A 15,310-nucleotide genomic window follows, 5' to 3' on the forward strand; every position below is an offset into this window, starting at 1 on the left:
GGCTACCTACAACAGTTCGCTGATGTCAAAGTCAATGACAAAAGGCATCTTTCGATCGGTGATCCCTGCCGGATAGGGGGGCAGGGGAGTGGACTTGTGCACGGCGCTTAAGGCCGATCGGTCTAAATTGGCGTTGCCGGACCGCTGGGAAACCCAGACGTCCCGCACGGACCCGTCGGGCATGACCGTGAAGATGATCTGGGTCTTGAGCTGGGAGTCTGTACCCACCATCTGGACGGGGTAGGCCCAGTTTTTCCGGATGATGACCTCAATGGTGCGATAGTAGCGCTCTTTCACGGAGATCTGGGCGGCGGTGGGCTGGCCGTCGCTGGTTCCCGATGAGGGCTGGGCCGGAGGGGCCTTGGTGTCGGCAACCTCCTGTTTCAGGCGGTTCATGCGCTCGGACAGTGGCTCGGGTTTGGATGTCTCCCGGGCCATCTTTTCCAGGGCGTTTTGCACCAGCTCGTCCGGGGTGATCACCTTGCGCTTGCGCTTAACCGACTTGTTCCCGGAGATGGTTTTGGTCACCGGGGTCTGGACCTTTTTCTCACTTTTTTTACGGGTGGCCTTCTTGGACGGCGTGGTGGGCCGCTTGGCCTTGGCCGCAGGGGCTGCTGTCTGTTTGTTGGCTTTGGATACCTTGGCCGGTTTTTTTACGGGCTGTTCTGTCTGCATCAGGTCCACGTCTATGGAGCGCGGGGTCTTGTGGGGCTTGTACCCGCTGGTGGTAAAGACATGGGAGAGGGTGAACAGCAGGACGTGTCCGGTGAGCGATAGGATCACGGCAAGGGTGAGGAGGCGGTTGTCATCACCGCCGGTGGGGTGCTGTCTGGGCGCAGAAGTCATGTGGGGCGTCTTCGTTCCGGACCTGTGCTGAGGATCATTACTTGGTTTCAAGGGGCTCCGTTACCATGCCTAATTTTCCGCGCCACATTGATTTCGGCCATGGTCCGAACCACCGTGCCGTAACTGATGGACTTGTCGGCCCGCAGAAAGACGCGGGTCCCGGGCCGCTCCTTGAGAAGGGCGGTGAGTTTGGGCCGGAGCCTGTCCGAGTCCACGGGAAAATCGTTGATGAAGATCTCTCCGCCACCTTTGATGGTGACGTAAAAGGGTTCGTCGTCGTCCCGGGCAAGGGAACCCGCCGCTGCCTCGGGCAGGGCGACGTCCACCCCCTGGGTCATCATGGGGGCCGCCACCATGAAGATGATGAGGAGCACCAGCATCACGTCCACAAAGGGGGTGACGTTGATCTCGCTCATCAGCTCGTTGTCGTTTCCGCCGGAGATCATTTTCCGTTTCCTTTGCGCAGGATATCCCGCTCCACGATGTTCAAGAAGTCCGAGGAGAAGTTGTTGAGCTCCACCTCGATGATCCGGATGCGCTGGGCAAAATAGTTGTAGGCGATGACCGAGGGAATGGCCACCATGAGGCCCACGGCCGTTGCAATGAGGGCTTCGGCGATGCCCGGGGCCACCACGGCCAGGTTGGCCGAGCCCTTGTAGGCGATGCCCTGGAAGGAGTTCATGATGCCCCAGACCGTTCCGAAGAGGCCGATGAAGGGGGCCGTACTTCCGGCGGTGGCCAGGAAGGGGGTGAGCTGCATGAGGCGGGTGACCTCCTGGGAGGTGGCCCTGCGTAGGGTACGTCGGACGTTGTCCAGGCCGTTGCCGCCCATGACGATGCCCACCTCACTTGAGGCGCCGATGCCCGCGCTGGAGAGCTTTTTCAGCTCGCTGTAGGCGGTGCGGAACACCTTGCCGATGGAGCTGTAGCTGAGCTCTTTGGCCAGGGAGTAGGCGTCGGAGAGGTTTTTGCTCTTCCAGAAAGTCTCCACAAAGACAAGGGACTCCTTGTGGGCGCGCCGGATGGTTCGGAATTTAAGGATGATGATGGTCCAGGAGGTCACGGAAAAGAAGAGAAGTGTTAAGAGGACCAGTTTGACCATGGGGCCGGCCCCGCTGATCATCTGAAAAATACCTAAAGACTCGTTGGCCATGTGTGCCGTCTCCATGTTGGGCAAAAAAAAGGAGGTGTCAAGAACGTGCGAAACGACCGCCCGGCCGCTGTTTAGCCTACATATTACTACAAGCCGGGGCAGGGTGTCAAGGCTGGAGGTGGAGGGCCGTGGGGCAGATAAGTAGGGCAACCCGTTGAAAGCATATAGAAACCCCCTTTTGCCCGTGGGGCAAAAGGGGGAGGATATCAGGGGCTCAGGAAGGCGCCGGGCGGCGCCTTCGCTGAAGCGGTCTTACATCATGCCGCCCATGCCGCCCATGCCACCCATGCCGCCCATGCCGGGAGCGCCGGCGGGCATTGCAGGCTCTTCCTTGGAAGGAAGATCAGCGATCATCGCTTCGGTGGTGAGCATGACGGAGGCTACGGAAGCAGCGTTCTGAAGGGCGAGACGAACCACCTTGGTGGGGTCGATAACGCCGGCTTCGAGGAGGTCTTCGTAAACGTCGGTGGCTGCGTTGTAACCGAAGGAACCTTCGCTGTTCTTGACCTTTTCCATAACGACGGAGCCTTCGACACCGGCGTTGTTGGCGATCATGCGGAGGGGCTCTTCGATGGCGCGCATTACGACCTTGACGCCGATCTTCTCTTCGGCTTTGACCTTCATCTTGGTGAGGGCGTCGATGCAACGAACCAGGGCCACGCCGCCGCCGGGGACGATACCCTCTTCAACAGCAGCACGGGTGGCGTTGAGTGCATCTTCCACGCGGGCCTTCTTCTCTTTCATCTCGGTCTCGGTGGCTGCGCCGACGCTGATGACGGCAACACCGCCGATGAGCTTGGCCAGACGCTCCTGGAGCTTCTCACGGTCGTAGTCGCTGGTGGACTCTTCGGCCTGGGCGCGGATCATCTTCACGCGGGCTTCCAGGGCGGTACGGGAACCGGCGCCGTCTACGATGGTGGAGTTGTCTTTGTCGATGACAACGCTCTTGGCCTTGCCGAGGTCTTCCAGGGTGATGCTCTCAAGCTTGACACCGAGGTCTTCGGAGATGACCTGGCCGCCGGTGAGAACAGCGATGTCTTCGAGCATGGCCTTGCGACGGTCGCCGAAGCCGGGGGCCTTGACGGCGGAGACGTTGAGGGTACCGCGGAGCTTGTTGACCACGAGGGTGGCCAGGGCTTCGCCGTCAACGTCTTCTGCGATGATGAGAAGGGGCTTGCCGGTCTTGGCAACCTGCTCAAGGATGGGCAGGAGGTCTTTCATGCTGGAGACCTTCTTCTCGCAGAGGAGGATGAAGGGGTCGTTGAGGGAGCAGACCATCTTCTCGGTTTCGGTGACGAAGTAGGGAGAGAGGTAGCCGCGGTCGAACTGCATGCCTTCCACAACGTCCAGGGTGGTGTCCATGGACTTGGCTTCCTCAACGGTGATGACGCCTTCTTTGCCGACCTTGCTCATGGCCTCGGCGATGATGTTGCCGATGGTGGCGTCGCTGTTGGCGGAGATGGTGCCGACCTGGGCGATCTCATTCTGATCTTTGGTGGGCTTGGAGATCTTGACGAGCTCTTTAACGGCTGTTTCGATGGCTTTGTCGATGCCGCGCTTGATGCTCATGGGGTTGTTACCGGCAACCACGAGGCGCTGGCCTTCTTCATAGATGGCTCGGGCGAGAACGGTGGCGGTGGTGGTGCCGTCGCCTGCGGTGTCGCTGGTCTTGGAGGAAACTTCCTTGACCATCTGGGCGCCCATGTTTTCGAATTTGTCTTCCAGCTCGATCTCTTTGGCGACGGTGACGCCGTCTTTGGTAACCGTGGGGGAACCCCAGGATTTGTCGATGACAACGTTGCGGCCTTTGGGACCTAAGGTAACGACGACAGCGTCAGCAAGGGTCTTGACCCCGGTCAGCATTTTTTCGCGTGCTTTTGCATCGTAAATAATCTGTTTAGCCATGGTTCACCGAACCTCCGTGTATGTTGAAAATGTTGAGTTCAGGTCGTTAGAATATCTATTACAGTCAGGTCGTGGATTGCAACCGGGGCCTAAGCTTCGTCGACGACGCAGAGGATGTCGTCCTGGCCCATGATGAGGAAGTCGTTTCCGTCGAATTTTACTTCGCTTCCGGCGTACTTGCTGAAGAGAACACGGTCGCCGACTTTCAGTTCCATGGGGATGAGGCTGCCGTCTTCTTTGGTTTTACCCTGGCCTGCGGCCACGATACGCCCTTCTGCGGGCTTCTCTTTGGCGGTGTCGGGGATGATGATGCCGCCTTTGGTGGTGGTTTGCTCTTCCAGACGTTCTACCAATACTCGGTCCTGTAACGGTCTGATTTTCATGATTCCTGTTCTCCTTTGCGCTGTATCCACGTAAATGGTGTAAGATGTTTATCTGAAGAAGAAATGTCTGGTTAAATAAACACGATATATGCCACGACACCTTAGTAGATCCACAAAAAACAGCTGCCGCCCGGCTTGTTGAAGGCCGCGCCCCCATGGGGGCGGGTGCGTTGCGTTTTTACTGTGTGACGTCCTGCAGGTGCATCATGGTTGCGTCAGAGCCTGGGGGCCCAGGCGTGGCGCCTTGCTTGAAGCCCGGCCGGCCTAAGAGCCGCCGGATGTGCTGGAACCGCCTCCCGTACTGCTGTAGGAGTCAGCGTACCATCCCCCACCCTTTAAGTGGAAGGAACTGTGGGAGATCAGTTTGCGGAGTGGTCCGGAGCATTTTTTGCACCGGGTAAGGGGCGGATCGGTCATTTTCTGGACCGCCTCTTCCACTTCACCGCATTCGGTGCATTCATACTCATAAATCGGCATGGTGGTTACCTCCTCGTCGCTTCTAAGAATCAGATCTCAAAGGCCTTGACGCCTGGGACCTGTGCGTTTGAACGTCTGAAATATAATCAGGATAAAACGCTTGTCAAGAATCCCTTTTAAAAAAAATCCCCCGGGGTATGGGCCCAGATTTATTTGCTGCAATGCCGGATCGCCCAGTGTTGGGACATAATTTTTTCAATGCCGGGAAGGCTCGTCCTTGAAAGGATCTCCCGGGTCCGGTCATGGACCAGTTTCTCTTCGGGCTCCCGCTGGGCCGTGGGCGTGGTGAAACTCTGGAGAAAACGCCCGAAGCGGATGATGTGGACCAGCTCATGCACGAAGATATAGCAGAGGAAGGGGAAGATGGAGACGTCGGTGTTGGTCTCCACCTCTTTCAGGATGGCGTGATCCTGGAGGCAGATCATGTACAGATCGAACTCCCGGGGGGCGCCCGCGTTGGGGGAAGGCACGCCCCGGTAGCGGATGACCTGGGCGAAGACATCCTGGTTCACGCGTTCCTGGTCCGTTAAGTCTTTGCCGGTCTTGACGTCAAATCGGTTTCTAAGCCATTGGCTTTCCGAGATTTTGTAATGGTCGCTCACCAGCTCCTCGGAAACGGAGACAGCCCGATTGACCAGGGTGAGTTCGTCGCTGTTGAAAAGGTGTCGGTCCATGGTCTCCTGGAAAAACATGTGGACAAAGTGAGGGTAAAGGTGATAATTTCTTGTTTTGTGTAACGCCGTAGAGTGATGAAAAGGTAAGGAAGTTACATGCTTTCCCGGGTTTACCCAGGGTGAGTGCATGATGGAAGAGACGCTCTTTTCGTGTACCTGACCGTGCAGCGTTTATGTTTCGCTCGGTTTGATTCTTCGGCGGTTACCAAAACACACATTCAATGTGATTATGATTGCATAAAATATCTCTATGAACGGAGGTGGTCTGTTGGGTAGCGTGATTAAAAAAAGGCGCAAGAAGATGCGCAAGCACAAGCATAGAAAACTGTTGGCCCGTACTCGTCATCAGCGACGCAAGGGCAAATAGGGTTTCTATCCCGATTTTGTTTAAACAGAAAAAGCACCGGCGCTTGCGCTCAGGTGCTTTTTTTGTGTCCGAGGGCCGGGCAGGCGCCGGCCTGGTAAGCGCGATGTAAGTGCACGGCCCCGAAAGGGCCGTGCACTGAGCCTGCTCTGGAGATGATCCCCTAACGTCTCTCTTTCAGGTACTTGAGAAACTCGGAGTCCGTGGACAGGACCAGGGTGCTCTCTTTGTTGAGGGCGGTCCCGTAGACCTCCAGGGATTTGGTGAAGGAGTAGAGCTCCAGATATTTTCACCGTAGGCATCGGCATAGATACTGGTGACTTCCGCATCTGCCTTACCCTTAAGCTCCTGGGCTGTTCGATAGGCCTCGGACTCGATCTTCTTGAGTTCCTTTTCCATCTCGCCCCGGATCTTCTGGGCCTCGCCCCGGCCTTCCGACCGAAACTTCTCCACAATCTGGGTTCGCTCGGCGATCATGCGGTCGTAGACCGAATTTCGCACGTCGTCACGGTAGTTGAGTCGCTTGATCTTGACGTCCACCAGGCTGATGCCGAAGCCCTTGAGCTTCTCCCCGGCGTTTTCCATGATCTGGTGGGTGATGACGCTACGGCCCGCCTTGATGGTCTGGTTGGCTTCGTACTCCTCTCCAATCTCTCCCAGGACCAAGTCGTCCACGTTCTCCAGGCGGTTTGAGTTCCGCACCGTCTCGATGAGGTCGTAGGAGGCGATGGCGTTTTTCACCGCCGGGTCGATGATGTCCCCGATGCGGATGAGGCCGCCGCGGACGTCCCGACAGGTCTGGAAGAAGAGGACCGGGTCCACCACCTGCCAGCGGGCAAAGGTGTTGACCAGGATATAGGTCTTGTTGAGTGTGGGGATCTCACCGCTCTCCCCGTCCCACTGCTGCAGGTTTTTGGGGAAGGGGTTGACCTGGTCCACAAAGGGGAGCTTAAAGTGAAGCCCCGCATCGGTGGTGGGTTCGCCGATGACTTTACCGAAGCGGGTGATGACCACCTGCTCGGTCTCGTCCACGGTGTAGGCGGACATGACCAGCACGGCCACGGCGGCAAAGACAAGGATCAGGGTCGGGCTGCCGATCTGTTTTTCATTTGGCCATCGCCTCCTTGCCCGGTCCCATGTTCAGCAGGGGAAGCAGGTTCTGCTGTTTTTCATCCACAATGTACTTCCGGCCGAGTTTGGGCAGGATCTCGCCCATTTTTTCCAGGTAGATGCGCCGGGTGGTGACATCTTTGGCCTTGGCGTACTCTTCATACAGGGAGAGGAAGCGGGAGGCGTCACCCTTGGCACGGTTGATGCGGTCCAGGGCATAGCCTTCGGCCGCCCGGATGGTGCGTTCGGCCTCCCCTCGGGCTGCGGGGATGGCTGTGTTGTAAGCTTCCCGCGCCTTGTAGATCATGGTCTCCTTCTCCTGCTGGGCCTTGTTGACCTCGTTGAAGGAGGGCTGGACCGGTCCCGGCACGTTGGTCTTTTTCATCTCGATGGTGGAGATGGTGATGCCGGTCTTGGCCTCGTTGAGTTCCCTCTGGAGTCTCTCCTTGGCCGCCATGGCGATTTCGTCACGCTTGATGATCACCTCGTTGATGGTGCGGTCCCCCACCACCAGGCGCATGGACGCTTCGGCCATGTCCCGCAGCAGGTTCTCGGGCTGATCCACCTCAAAGAGGTATTTCACCGGATCTTCAATGCGGTACTGCACCAGCCAGGGCACGAGGCCCACGTTGAGATCGCCGGTGAGCATGAGGGACACATCGTCCCTGGGCGTCACGCCGGGCCGACCGGAATACTGGTTTTCGGTGAAACCGAACTCCTCTTTCCGGATGATGTCGACGTTGACCTTGGTGAGTTTTTCGATGCCGATGGGCAGCTTCAGGTGAAGGCCGGGCAGGGTCTGGCGGGAGTACTGCCCGAACCGCTGAATAACGCCCACTTCACCGACACCGATGGTGTAGATCATGGATTTGCCGAAAAATAGAAGAAAAAGAACGATGAGGATCAGTCCGCCGGGGAGCCTGAAGTTTCTAAACTGATTCATCAGGTCATCCAACTGCGGGGGGTTGGGGCCGTCACCGCCCGATCCTCCGCCGCCACCGAAGGGTTTTTTCTGACTCTGTTGTTCTCTGAGTTTGTCCCAGTCCCAATTCATAGTGGTTCCTGTGGTTTGTGATTGCAGATTCGTGAAGGGTCTCATGCCGAAGGCACACTGTTAAAAATCTAATAAAATGCGTGAAAACTTTCAAGGATCAAAGTGGAAACTCGCATAAAGTTGCGAGAGGGACCACACCGGAGGTTGACAGGCAGGGGCAGGTATGTTGAATCTTCGAGCCATGAAACGACATGGAAAAAAAGACGGGGCCACCCATGTGGGGGATCTCCTGTCACAACAGTTGGGCTCTTTGACCCAGCGTGCGGACCTTGAACTGCTCTCCCTCTGGAAGACCTGGACCGAGGCCGTGGGTGAAGAGGTGGCGCGCCACACACGCCCCAAGGCGTTCAAAGGGACCCTTTTGCTTGTCACCGTGGACAGCTCTGTGGCCAGGAGTATTTCCATGATGAAAGACGAGATCGTGGCCAGGATCAACGCACAGCTCGGGGAGGAGACCCTTCGGGAGATCCGTTTTTCCATCGGCCACGTGGCGGAGGATGAGCGTGGGTGACACCGAGCTCACCGCAGACACCCTGTTTGACGGCGAGCTGGTCCTCTATCAGGAGAAGAGGGGGTACCGGTTTTCCATGGACTCGGTGCTGCTGGCCCATTTTGCCGAGGCCGGAGACGCGGAATCCCTCCTGGACCTGGGGTGCGGCTGCGGGGTGATGCCCCTGGTCCTGGCGTGTCGGTACCCCGGCCTGAAACAGGTGGTGGGGGTGGAGCTCCAGGCCTCCCTTGCCCGCCTTGCCCGGCGAAACGTTCTGGAAAACAACTTGTCCCACCGGGCCTTTATCCACCATGCCGACATGCGCCGGTGCCAGGGGCCTTACCCCGGCGGCCCCTTTGACCTGGTGATCAGCAATCCGCCCTACACCCCCTTGGGCTGTGGCCGTCTGAACCCCCGGGACCAGAAAGCCATCGCCCGTCATGAAGTAAGCCTCTCCCCTTCCCAGCTTCTGGGATCCACCCTTGCCAACCTCGGCACCCTGCAGATTACTGCACCTGGTCTATCCGGCGGAGCGGTGCGAGGAGGTGCTGGCTGTTGCACACCAGAAAACGCTCTATCCCCTGCGGCTCCGCATGGTCAGTTCCCATGCCGGTGCGCCCCCCAAACGCCTGCTTCTCTCCCTTGGCAGGCTTCCCGGATCCTTCCACACCCTGCCTCCCCTGACGGTCCATCAATACGACGGAACCCTGACGGATGAGGTTGATAAAATGTTTAAAAAATAGGATGGTTGATGGCGACGGGTCGTCGCTTCGACCCCTGCGGCCCTGAAGGGACCAGCCTGTTGCCTGGTTGACAAAAGGCGTTATCCGCATGGATTTTTCGGCCCTGGCTCCAGGGTGGCTGTGAGTCGGGGAAAACGGGCATGTGCACTCAGCGTTCTAAGGAGATGGGGATGAAACGGTTGTTGACGGTTTTTTTCGTGTTGCTGGCAAGCGCGGCAGGGTGGGCCTCGGATGAGGTGACGGTACCGGAACCCCTGGCACCCTGGCAGGGGTGGGTCATGGACGGGGAGGCGCAGGTGGCCTGCCCCGGACTCAACGGGGAGAGCGACCGCGTTTTATGCCTCTGGCCGGGAACCCTTCACCTGGTGGCGGATCAGGCGCAGGGACGCTTCCGTCAGGAGGTGACCCTTTTTGCCGACGGCTTCGTGGGCCTTCCCGGGGACACCACCCTGAGGCCCCATACGGTGACGGCCGACGGCGCCCCCATCCCCGTGACCCTGGCTGACGGCAGGCCCCGGGTCTACCTTGGGGCCGGGCCCCACAGCCTTTCCGGCCGGTTCAGCTGGACCCGCCGTCCCCACGCCATCTCCGTGCCCCCCGCCACTGCCTCCGTTGCCCTGACCGTGGACGGTGGTGTGGTGGAAGCCCCCTACCTTGACGGCGACCATCGCCTCTGGATGAACCGCCCACGGCAGACGCCCAGGGAGAACGACCAGCTCTCCGTGGAGGCGGCGCGGCTCTTTGCCGACGTCCTGCCCGCCACCGTCACCACACGCCTTACCCTTTCGGTTTCAGGGGGCAAGCGCCGGGAAACCCTGGAGGGGATTCTCCTGGCCGACACCTCTCCGGTCTCCCTGTCCAGTGACCTGCCTGCCCGCATGGGGGAGGACGGAAGCCTTGAAGTGGACGTGAAACCGGGAAAATGGACGGTGACCGTCACCGCGGTCTACGACGATATCCTTTCCACCCTTGCCCCCTTTGCAGCCCCTTTTGGCCCGGAGGTCTGGGTGTTCAGGCGCTCGTCCTCCATGCGGCTGGTCTCCCTGGAGGGCTTGAAACAGGTGGATCCCCACATGACCCGCCTGCCCGAGGCCTGGAAACGCTTTCCCGCGTACCTGGCGAAAAAGGACGATGTCCTTGGCGTCACCGAGGTGAGGCGGGGCCAGGGGAAGGGCGCATCCCGCCTCACCCTGGACCGGGAGGTGTGGCTCGATTTTGACGGGGGCGGGGCCACGGTGAGGGATCGGATTTCCGGTGAGCTCAATGCCCGGCGATTTGTCTCTCTTCCGGACGGGCCCTTTCAGCCCGGCCGCATCCGCCTGGACGGGCGGGACCGCATGGTGGCCGACTCCGGTCGGGACCGGTTCGGGGTGGAGGTGCAGAAAGGTGCCGTTGCCCTTGATGCCGTCTCCCGCATGGGCAGGGACACCTCCCCCATGGCCCTGCCCGTGGGGTGGAACCTTGCCTTTGACCGGACCTCCATGGTGGTTCATCTGCCTGTGGGCTGGGGGATTCTGGCCGTTGCCGGGGCCGCCGTGGAGTCGGGGCGTGTGTTTCTGGATGCCTGGTCCCTCCTTGATTTTTTTCTGATTCTCGTGGTGGGGGTGGCTGCCTTTAAGATCTGGGGACCGATTTGGGGATGCCTCTTTGTTCCCGGCCTGGCCCTTGTGTGGCAGGAGCCCTTTTCACCGGGCCTTCTCTGGCCGGCGGTCCTTGTCACCACCGCCCTCATGCGTCTGGCCGTCCAGGGCGACGGACGGCTTGCCGGCCTGTGGGGCCGGGGGGTAAGGGGGCTTCACGGAGCCGTCCTCGTCTCTCTTGTTGCCGTCTCCCTTGTGTTTGCATCCCAGCAGCTTCGCCAGGCCCTGTACCCCCAGCTGGAGCTGCGGCATGGGGGGGCGTACCGTGGGGCTGGAATGGAAACGGACGGGGCTGCCCGGCCCATGGAATCCCCCATGGAGTCCATGATGCAGATGGATGAGGTTGTCTCCCGTTCCAGCCTTGCCAAAACAGAGAAAAGGGCTCGCCCGCGGATGGTCCTTCCCCCGGATGAGGGAGAGACCCAGACCGGGCCCGCTTTGCCATCCTGGCGCTGGATGCGTGTGGCCGCAGTGACGGGCCCGGCCGCCGAATCCCACAGCGTGACCCTGCACCTTGTGCCACCGAGCCTTCGGCGCGGTCTCCATGTGGTTCGGGTGGCTGTGCTGCTTCTCCTTTTGTTGCGGGTGGCCCCGGTGCCCCCCGGCGGTTTTTTCCGGCGGCAGGGGGCCCAGGCCCTGTTGCTGCTGGGTGTCTGTCTCTGCCTGCTTCCCCGGGGAGCTTCTGCCGACGCCTTTCCCCCTGCACCTCTCCTTGATGAACTTCGCTCCCGGCTCACGGAACCACCTCCCTGCGCTCCCTTTTGTGCTGCCCTGTCCCGGGCCGAGCTGACCCTGCCGCAGAAAGAGTCGGACCCGGCGCGCCTGGTGCTTCAGGTGGATGCCCAGGCCCACGTGGCTGTTCCCCTTCCGTCCGGGGACGGCAGCTGGCGCATCGCCTCGGTGGCCGATAAGCGAGGAAGAAAATTTGAGCTTCTGAAGGTGGACGGGGAGACCTGGGTGCGTGTGACCCCCGGGATCCATACCGTGGTCCTGAGCGCCGAGGGCGGCGGAGGCGAGTGGACCTTCCGGTTCCCCCTTGCGCCGGGGACGGTGCGGGTGGAGGGGACAAAGGGCTGGCAGGTCTCCGGGCTCACCGACACCCTCCAGGTGGACGGGGTGATCCGGGCCACCCGCATGGCCGCAGATGGGGACACGGGCAAGCCTCTTACCGGCAAAGGGCGACTGTTCAGCTGGTTCCGCGTGCAGCGCCGCATGGAGTTCGGTCTGGAGTGGCGGGTGGTGACCACCGTTACCCGCAACGGAGGGGATCTCTCCGGCCCGCCGGTGGTGATGTCCCTGGACCTTTTGGCAGGGGAGGAGATCCGAACCGACCTCAAAGGCGTCAAGCGCACCGGAGACTCCGTGTCCGTGACCTTTCCCTCCGGGGTGACGAGGAGGCGATGGGAGAGCGTGCTTCCCCCGGGCACGCCCCTTGCCCTCAAGGCCCCGGACAGCGGGCGCGTGGTGGAGGCCTGGACCCTTCACCTGGATCCCATCTGGCACCTGGCCTGGAAGGGCATCGCCCCCACAGGGGGCACGGACCGAAAAGGCATGGTGTGGCTGCCCAGGCGGGGAGAGACCGTGAACCTTTCCGTGTCGCGCTTTGCCGGTGCCGTGGGACGCACCCTCACCGTGGATCGGGCCCGTGTTACCCTTCGTCCCGGCAGGGGGGAGACCCGCATGGAACTCGAAGCGGGCATTCGCGCCTCCAAGGGGGCGGAGGTGGCGGTGACGAGCCGTTTCAACCCCAACGTCAAGGAGGTGACCGTCTCAGGAGAGCCGGTGCCCGTTCCTGAGGAGGGCGGGGCCCTTACCGTGCCCGTGGACCCGGGAGAATCCGAGGTCCGGGTCTCCTGGCGAGCCTCCGATACAAAAGGCTTTTCCCTGTTCAGTCTGCTGGTACCCCGCAAAACTGCCATGCCCGATCTCTCCCTGGGCCGCAGCACCTCAAACATCGACCTGATCATGCACCTGTCAAGGGATCGATGGATCCTCTGGACCCAAGGGCCCGTGCTGGGCCCTGCCGTGCTGATGTGGAGCATCGTGGCCTTGGTGATCCTGGCTGGGGCCCTGCTGGGCCGGCTCCCCTTTTCGCCCCTGTCCGGTACCGAGTGGGCCCTTCTGGGGCTGGGGCTTGTGACCCGCAGCCTGCCCGCCGTGGTGATGGCCGCCGGGTGGTTTTTCGCCCTGGAGGTCAGGCGGCGCAAACGGCCTTCAAAGCGCCTGGTGTTTAACGGCATGCAGCTTGGCCTTGTGGCCTGGGGCGTGCTGGTGGTGCTGGTCCTCTTTGAGGCGGTGAGAGCAGGACTCCTGGGGATCCCGGACATGCAGGTGTCCGGCAACGGCTCCACCGCCATCTTGCTGCGCTGGACCGTGAGTGGTACTGGGTGGCCGTGCAGGTTCACGAACCGGCCGTCTGGACCCTGCCGGTGTGGAGCTTTCGACTGGTGATGCTTGCATGGTCTCTCTGGCTGGCCCTGAAGGTGGTGGGATGGGGCCGGTGGGCCGCAGGCTCCCTGGGGGAAGGCGGGTTTTGGATGAGCAGGCCCGAAAAAAAGAAAGATCCGGAAGCGCCCGCCGCCCATGCGGAACATCCCGAGTCGTAACGCCAAGGCTTCTATGGCCAGTGCTGGCCCAAAAGGCAAGCCCCGGCGGCCCTGCCGCAGGGGCAACGCATTTAAACATTCAGTTGCCTCCGGCGGGTCGCTTTTTGAAAAAAGCTCCGCAAAAACTTTCCGGTAATAAAATTAAAGAAGAGGGGGCTATGCCCTGTAGGGACGCACCCTCAAAAAACAAGACCTGTTTGTCAAACTTTTCGAAAGTCCCCGGAATCCTTCCGGTTAAAGTCAAGCGAATGCCTCGAAATCGTTTGCAGGATGTCTGCTCCCATGCATTCGCCACAGGGTTTCCAGGTGCCCCCACCTGGCCGCCGGAGGCTGGTTTTTTCATCCGCTTTAACCATGGAAGGCCTCTGTTTGTTTGAGCGGGATACAAAAAAAAGCCCCCTTCGATCTGACTCGAAGGGGGCTTTTTTTTGAAATCTGAAGACACGGGGTGTTCAGCGGTGATCGTTGATCCTGTCCCGAAGAACCGATGAGCATTTGAAGGTGACGACCTTTCTCTTTTCCAGCATCATGTCGTCTCCCGTGGCCGGGTTGCGCCCTTTTCGTGCGCCTTTTTCTTTGACGCAGAACTTTCCGAACCCGCTGACCAGGACGTCTTCTCCTGACCCGATGGTGTCTTTGATGATTTCAATCAGGGTCTCCACAAGATCACTGCTGCGTTTCCTCGAATACCCTATGCTTTCCTGAACTTGATCCACAATGTTCGTCTTCGTAAGTGCCATTGTCGGTGCTCCCGCAAGATATTTCCAAAACTTGATGTTCCAAGGGTTGCGTGCAAAACAGTTATTCTTTATATGGGTAATTTTAATGAAAATCAAGAGTGTTACGGTGGGGAAGCACGTTTTTTTTACTGAAGGGCACGTCAGCATGCTTACCAATTCCCGCTGACTTCACCTGACAATGGGCCACGAGGATCTATCATGGTTACCACGGGTTCCCGTGGGAGGATCGGTAAATCCGACGCATCTCCTCAATGACTCCATGGTCGGGAGCGTAAGGGAGGTGGGGGCTTCCCGGGGTGGGAAGGGAAAACCTGGCTCCCTCGGGGAGTGCGTCCCTGCGCATGCGGCAGGCTTCTATCAGGAGGGGCTCCATGTTGACGGTGTCTGCTACGTTGTAGGCCAGAAGGGTCTCCAGGTAGCGCCGCTCCCCGGTTCGTTTGTAACGGTCCCACATCACCACGGCAGAAGAGCCGTCCACACCGGCCAGGTCCGTGCGACCCATGCCGAGGGTCTCTTCGCAGCGCTTGAGGCCGCCTTTGATGCCCAGGCTCCCCAGGACGTAGCGCAGGTCGATGTGGGCCATCTCCATGGGAATCCCTAAAACGCGTCGGATGACGGGGATGTCAAAGCATTTTCCGTTGTAGGTCACCACGGTGGTGAAGGGGGACACAGCCTCCCCGAAGTCGGCAAGGTTCTCTCCGTTGACGTAGGTCCGTACGGTGTTGCCGTCGTAAAGGGCGATGGTGGTGATATCACACCAGGGGCCGTCCCCCGTGGTTTCGATGTCAAGGTAACAGGTGGTCTCTTGAAAGCCCGGAAAGAGTCGCCAGGCCTCCCCGGCGGGCATGAGCCCCTCGAAGTGGAGGAGATCGCCCTCTTCATAGCGGCGGCGGGAGGTGCGGATGCCCGGAAGCACGGTGCCGGGCATGGGAAGTTTTTCACCCCGTTCGTGGGCCTCCTCGTAGAGAGACCAGGTGGTGATTCCCCGGTGCCAGAGCTTCTCTTCGGTGGCTTTGCCCACCCCCTGCATGTGGATGAAACTGTGTTGAATCACGGAAATTCCTTTAATATGTTGACAATGATCTTGCCGGGTTATTATGTTTCCTGTGCCATGACGGCGGGCAG

General features: G+C 59.9%; 16 protein-coding genes. 5 read left to right on the forward strand and 11 right to left on the reverse strand.

Features of this window, described 5'->3' with window-relative positions:
• Window positions 1-6 precede the first annotated feature (6 nt).
• The 7 genes from ACOYW2_RS00575 to ACOYW2_RS00605 all read right to left on the reverse strand — a co-directional run bounded on the left by ACOYW2_RS00575 (window position 7) and on the right by ACOYW2_RS00605 (window position 5,438).
• Window positions 7-846: an energy transducer TonB gene (locus tag ACOYW2_RS00575; protein ID WP_482769016.1), complete on the reverse strand. Its 840-nt coding sequence runs from the start codon at window positions 844-846 to the stop codon at window positions 7-9.
• A 47-nt stretch (window positions 847-893) separates the two neighbouring features.
• Window positions 894-1,292, reverse strand: a complete 399-nt coding sequence (locus ACOYW2_RS00580) for an ExbD/TolR family protein (RefSeq protein WP_482769017.1) — start codon at window positions 1,290-1,292, stop codon at window positions 894-896.
• A complete protein-coding gene (gene tolQ / locus ACOYW2_RS00585) occupies window positions 1,289-1,999 on the reverse strand; it encodes a protein TolQ (protein ID WP_180137114.1) in 711 nt (236 codons plus the stop codon). The genes ACOYW2_RS00580 and tolQ overlap by 4 nt, the downstream gene beginning before the upstream one ends.
• A gap of 252 nt (window positions 2,000-2,251) precedes the next feature.
• Complete coding sequence (gene groL / locus ACOYW2_RS00590; protein ID WP_482414778.1) at window positions 2,252-3,904, reverse strand: chaperonin GroEL; 1,653 nt, start codon at window positions 3,902-3,904, stop codon at window positions 2,252-2,254.
• Between the two features lie 89 nt (window positions 3,905-3,993).
• A complete protein-coding gene (gene groES, locus ACOYW2_RS00595) occupies window positions 3,994-4,287 on the reverse strand; it encodes a co-chaperone GroES (protein ID WP_092207912.1) in 294 nt (97 codons plus the stop codon).
• A 264-nt stretch (window positions 4,288-4,551) separates the two neighbouring features.
• Entirely contained in the window at window positions 4,552-4,764 is a 213-nt protein-coding gene (locus tag ACOYW2_RS00600; RefSeq protein WP_180137112.1) for an FmdB family zinc ribbon protein, read from the reverse strand.
• A 149-nt stretch (window positions 4,765-4,913) separates the two neighbouring features.
• A complete protein-coding gene (locus ACOYW2_RS00605) occupies window positions 4,914-5,438 on the reverse strand; it encodes a hypothetical protein (RefSeq protein ID WP_482414779.1) in 525 nt (174 codons plus the stop codon).
• A 268-nt stretch (window positions 5,439-5,706) separates the two neighbouring features.
• On the opposite strand from ACOYW2_RS00605, the gene ACOYW2_RS00610 reads away from it, so the two are divergent.
• Window positions 5,707-5,805 (forward strand): 30S ribosomal protein bS22, encoded by a 99-nt coding sequence (locus ACOYW2_RS00610; RefSeq protein WP_073474648.1) that lies wholly within the window; start codon window positions 5,707-5,709, stop codon window positions 5,803-5,805.
• Window positions 5,806-5,979: 174 nt separating this feature from the next.
• Here ACOYW2_RS00610 and hflC read toward each other — a convergent pair whose 3' ends face one another.
• Together hflC and hflK are read right to left on the reverse strand one after the other, a co-directional pair.
• On the reverse strand, window positions 5,980-6,849 hold the full coding sequence (hflC, locus tag ACOYW2_RS00615) for a protease modulator HflC (RefSeq protein WP_482769018.1): 870 nt from the start codon (window positions 6,847-6,849) through the stop codon (window positions 5,980-5,982).
• A gap of 58 nt (window positions 6,850-6,907) precedes the next feature.
• On the reverse strand, window positions 6,908-7,855 hold the full coding sequence (gene hflK, locus ACOYW2_RS00620; RefSeq protein ID WP_482414781.1) for an FtsH protease activity modulator HflK: 948 nt from the start codon (window positions 7,853-7,855) through the stop codon (window positions 6,908-6,910).
• A 274-nt stretch (window positions 7,856-8,129) separates the two neighbouring features.
• On the opposite strand from hflK, the gene ACOYW2_RS00625 reads away from it, so the two are divergent.
• The 4 genes from ACOYW2_RS00625 (at window position 8,130) to ACOYW2_RS00640 (ending at window position 13,445) form a co-directional block, all read left to right on the forward strand.
• Window positions 8,130-8,477: a DciA family protein gene (locus ACOYW2_RS00625; protein WP_482769020.1), complete on the forward strand. Its 348-nt coding sequence runs from the start codon at window positions 8,130-8,132 to the stop codon at window positions 8,475-8,477.
• Window positions 8,470-9,174, forward strand: coding sequence for a tRNA1(Val) (adenine(37)-N6)-methyltransferase (locus ACOYW2_RS00630; RefSeq protein ID WP_482769021.1), 705 nt, complete (start codon window positions 8,470-8,472; stop codon window positions 9,172-9,174). The genes ACOYW2_RS00625 and ACOYW2_RS00630 overlap by 8 nt, the downstream gene beginning before the upstream one ends.
• 195 nt (window positions 9,175-9,369) lie before the next feature.
• Window positions 9,370-13,290, forward strand: coding sequence for a hypothetical protein (locus ACOYW2_RS00635; RefSeq protein WP_482769022.1), 3,921 nt, complete (start codon window positions 9,370-9,372; stop codon window positions 13,288-13,290).
• Window positions 13,290-13,445 carry a hypothetical protein gene (locus tag ACOYW2_RS00640; protein ID WP_482769023.1) on the forward strand — a complete coding sequence of 52 codons (156 nt, stop codon included), beginning with the start codon at window positions 13,290-13,292 and terminating at the stop codon, window positions 13,443-13,445. The genes ACOYW2_RS00635 and ACOYW2_RS00640 overlap by 1 nt, the downstream gene beginning before the upstream one ends.
• Before the next feature lie 452 nt (window positions 13,446-13,897).
• Here the strand turns inward: ACOYW2_RS00640 and ACOYW2_RS00645 are convergent, their stop codons facing one another.
• Window positions 13,898-14,185, reverse strand: a complete 288-nt coding sequence (locus tag ACOYW2_RS00645; RefSeq protein WP_180137105.1) for an integration host factor subunit alpha — start codon at window positions 14,183-14,185, stop codon at window positions 13,898-13,900.
• Window positions 14,186-14,387: 202 nt separating this feature from the next.
• Entirely contained in the window at window positions 14,388-15,239 is an 852-nt protein-coding gene (locus ACOYW2_RS00650; RefSeq protein ID WP_482769024.1) for a ribonuclease H-like domain-containing protein, read from the reverse strand.
• Window positions 15,240-15,310 lie beyond the last annotated feature (71 nt).

It is taken from the genome of Desulfoluna sp. CLI2B (genome assembly GCF_056847375.1).

What these genes read in the sequence shown, in the direction of transcription:
- hflK (WP_482414781.1), bottom strand. Translation starts at nt 7,855, where the DNA reads ATGAATCAGTTTAGAAACTTCAGGCTCCCCGGCGGACTGATCCTCATC.
- tolQ (WP_180137114.1), bottom strand. Translation starts at nt 1,999, where the DNA reads ATGGCCAACGAGTCTTTAGGTATTTTTCAGATGATCAGCGGGGCCGGC.
- ACOYW2_RS00625 (WP_482769020.1), top strand. Translation starts at nt 8,130, where the DNA reads ATGTTGAATCTTCGAGCCATGAAACGACATGGAAAAAAAGACGGGGCC.
- ACOYW2_RS00600 (WP_180137112.1), bottom strand. Translation starts at nt 4,764, where the DNA reads ATGCCGATTTATGAGTATGAATGCACCGAATGCGGTGAAGTGGAAGAG.
- groES (WP_092207912.1), bottom strand. Translation starts at nt 4,287, where the DNA reads ATGAAAATCAGACCGTTACAGGACCGAGTATTGGTAGAACGTCTGGAA.
- hflC (WP_482769018.1), bottom strand. Translation starts at nt 6,849, where the DNA reads ATGTCCGCCTACACCGTGGACGAGACCGAGCAGGTGGTCATCACCCGC.
- ACOYW2_RS00605 (WP_482414779.1), bottom strand. Translation starts at nt 5,438, where the DNA reads ATGGACCGACACCTTTTCAACAGCGACGAACTCACCCTGGTCAATCGG.
- ACOYW2_RS00645 (WP_180137105.1), bottom strand. Translation starts at nt 14,185, where the DNA reads ATGGCACTTACGAAGACGAACATTGTGGATCAAGTTCAGGAAAGCATA.
- ACOYW2_RS00580 (WP_482769017.1), bottom strand. Translation starts at nt 1,292, where the DNA reads ATGATCTCCGGCGGAAACGACAACGAGCTGATGAGCGAGATCAACGTC.
- groL (WP_482414778.1), bottom strand. Translation starts at nt 3,904, where the DNA reads ATGGCTAAACAGATTATTTACGATGCAAAAGCACGCGAAAAAATGCTG.
- ACOYW2_RS00640 (WP_482769023.1), top strand. Translation starts at nt 13,290, where the DNA reads ATGCTTGCATGGTCTCTCTGGCTGGCCCTGAAGGTGGTGGGATGGGGC.
- ACOYW2_RS00575 (WP_482769016.1), bottom strand. Translation starts at nt 846, where the DNA reads ATGACTTCTGCGCCCAGACAGCACCCCACCGGCGGTGATGACAACCGC.
- ACOYW2_RS00635 (WP_482769022.1), top strand. Translation starts at nt 9,370, where the DNA reads ATGAAACGGTTGTTGACGGTTTTTTTCGTGTTGCTGGCAAGCGCGGCA.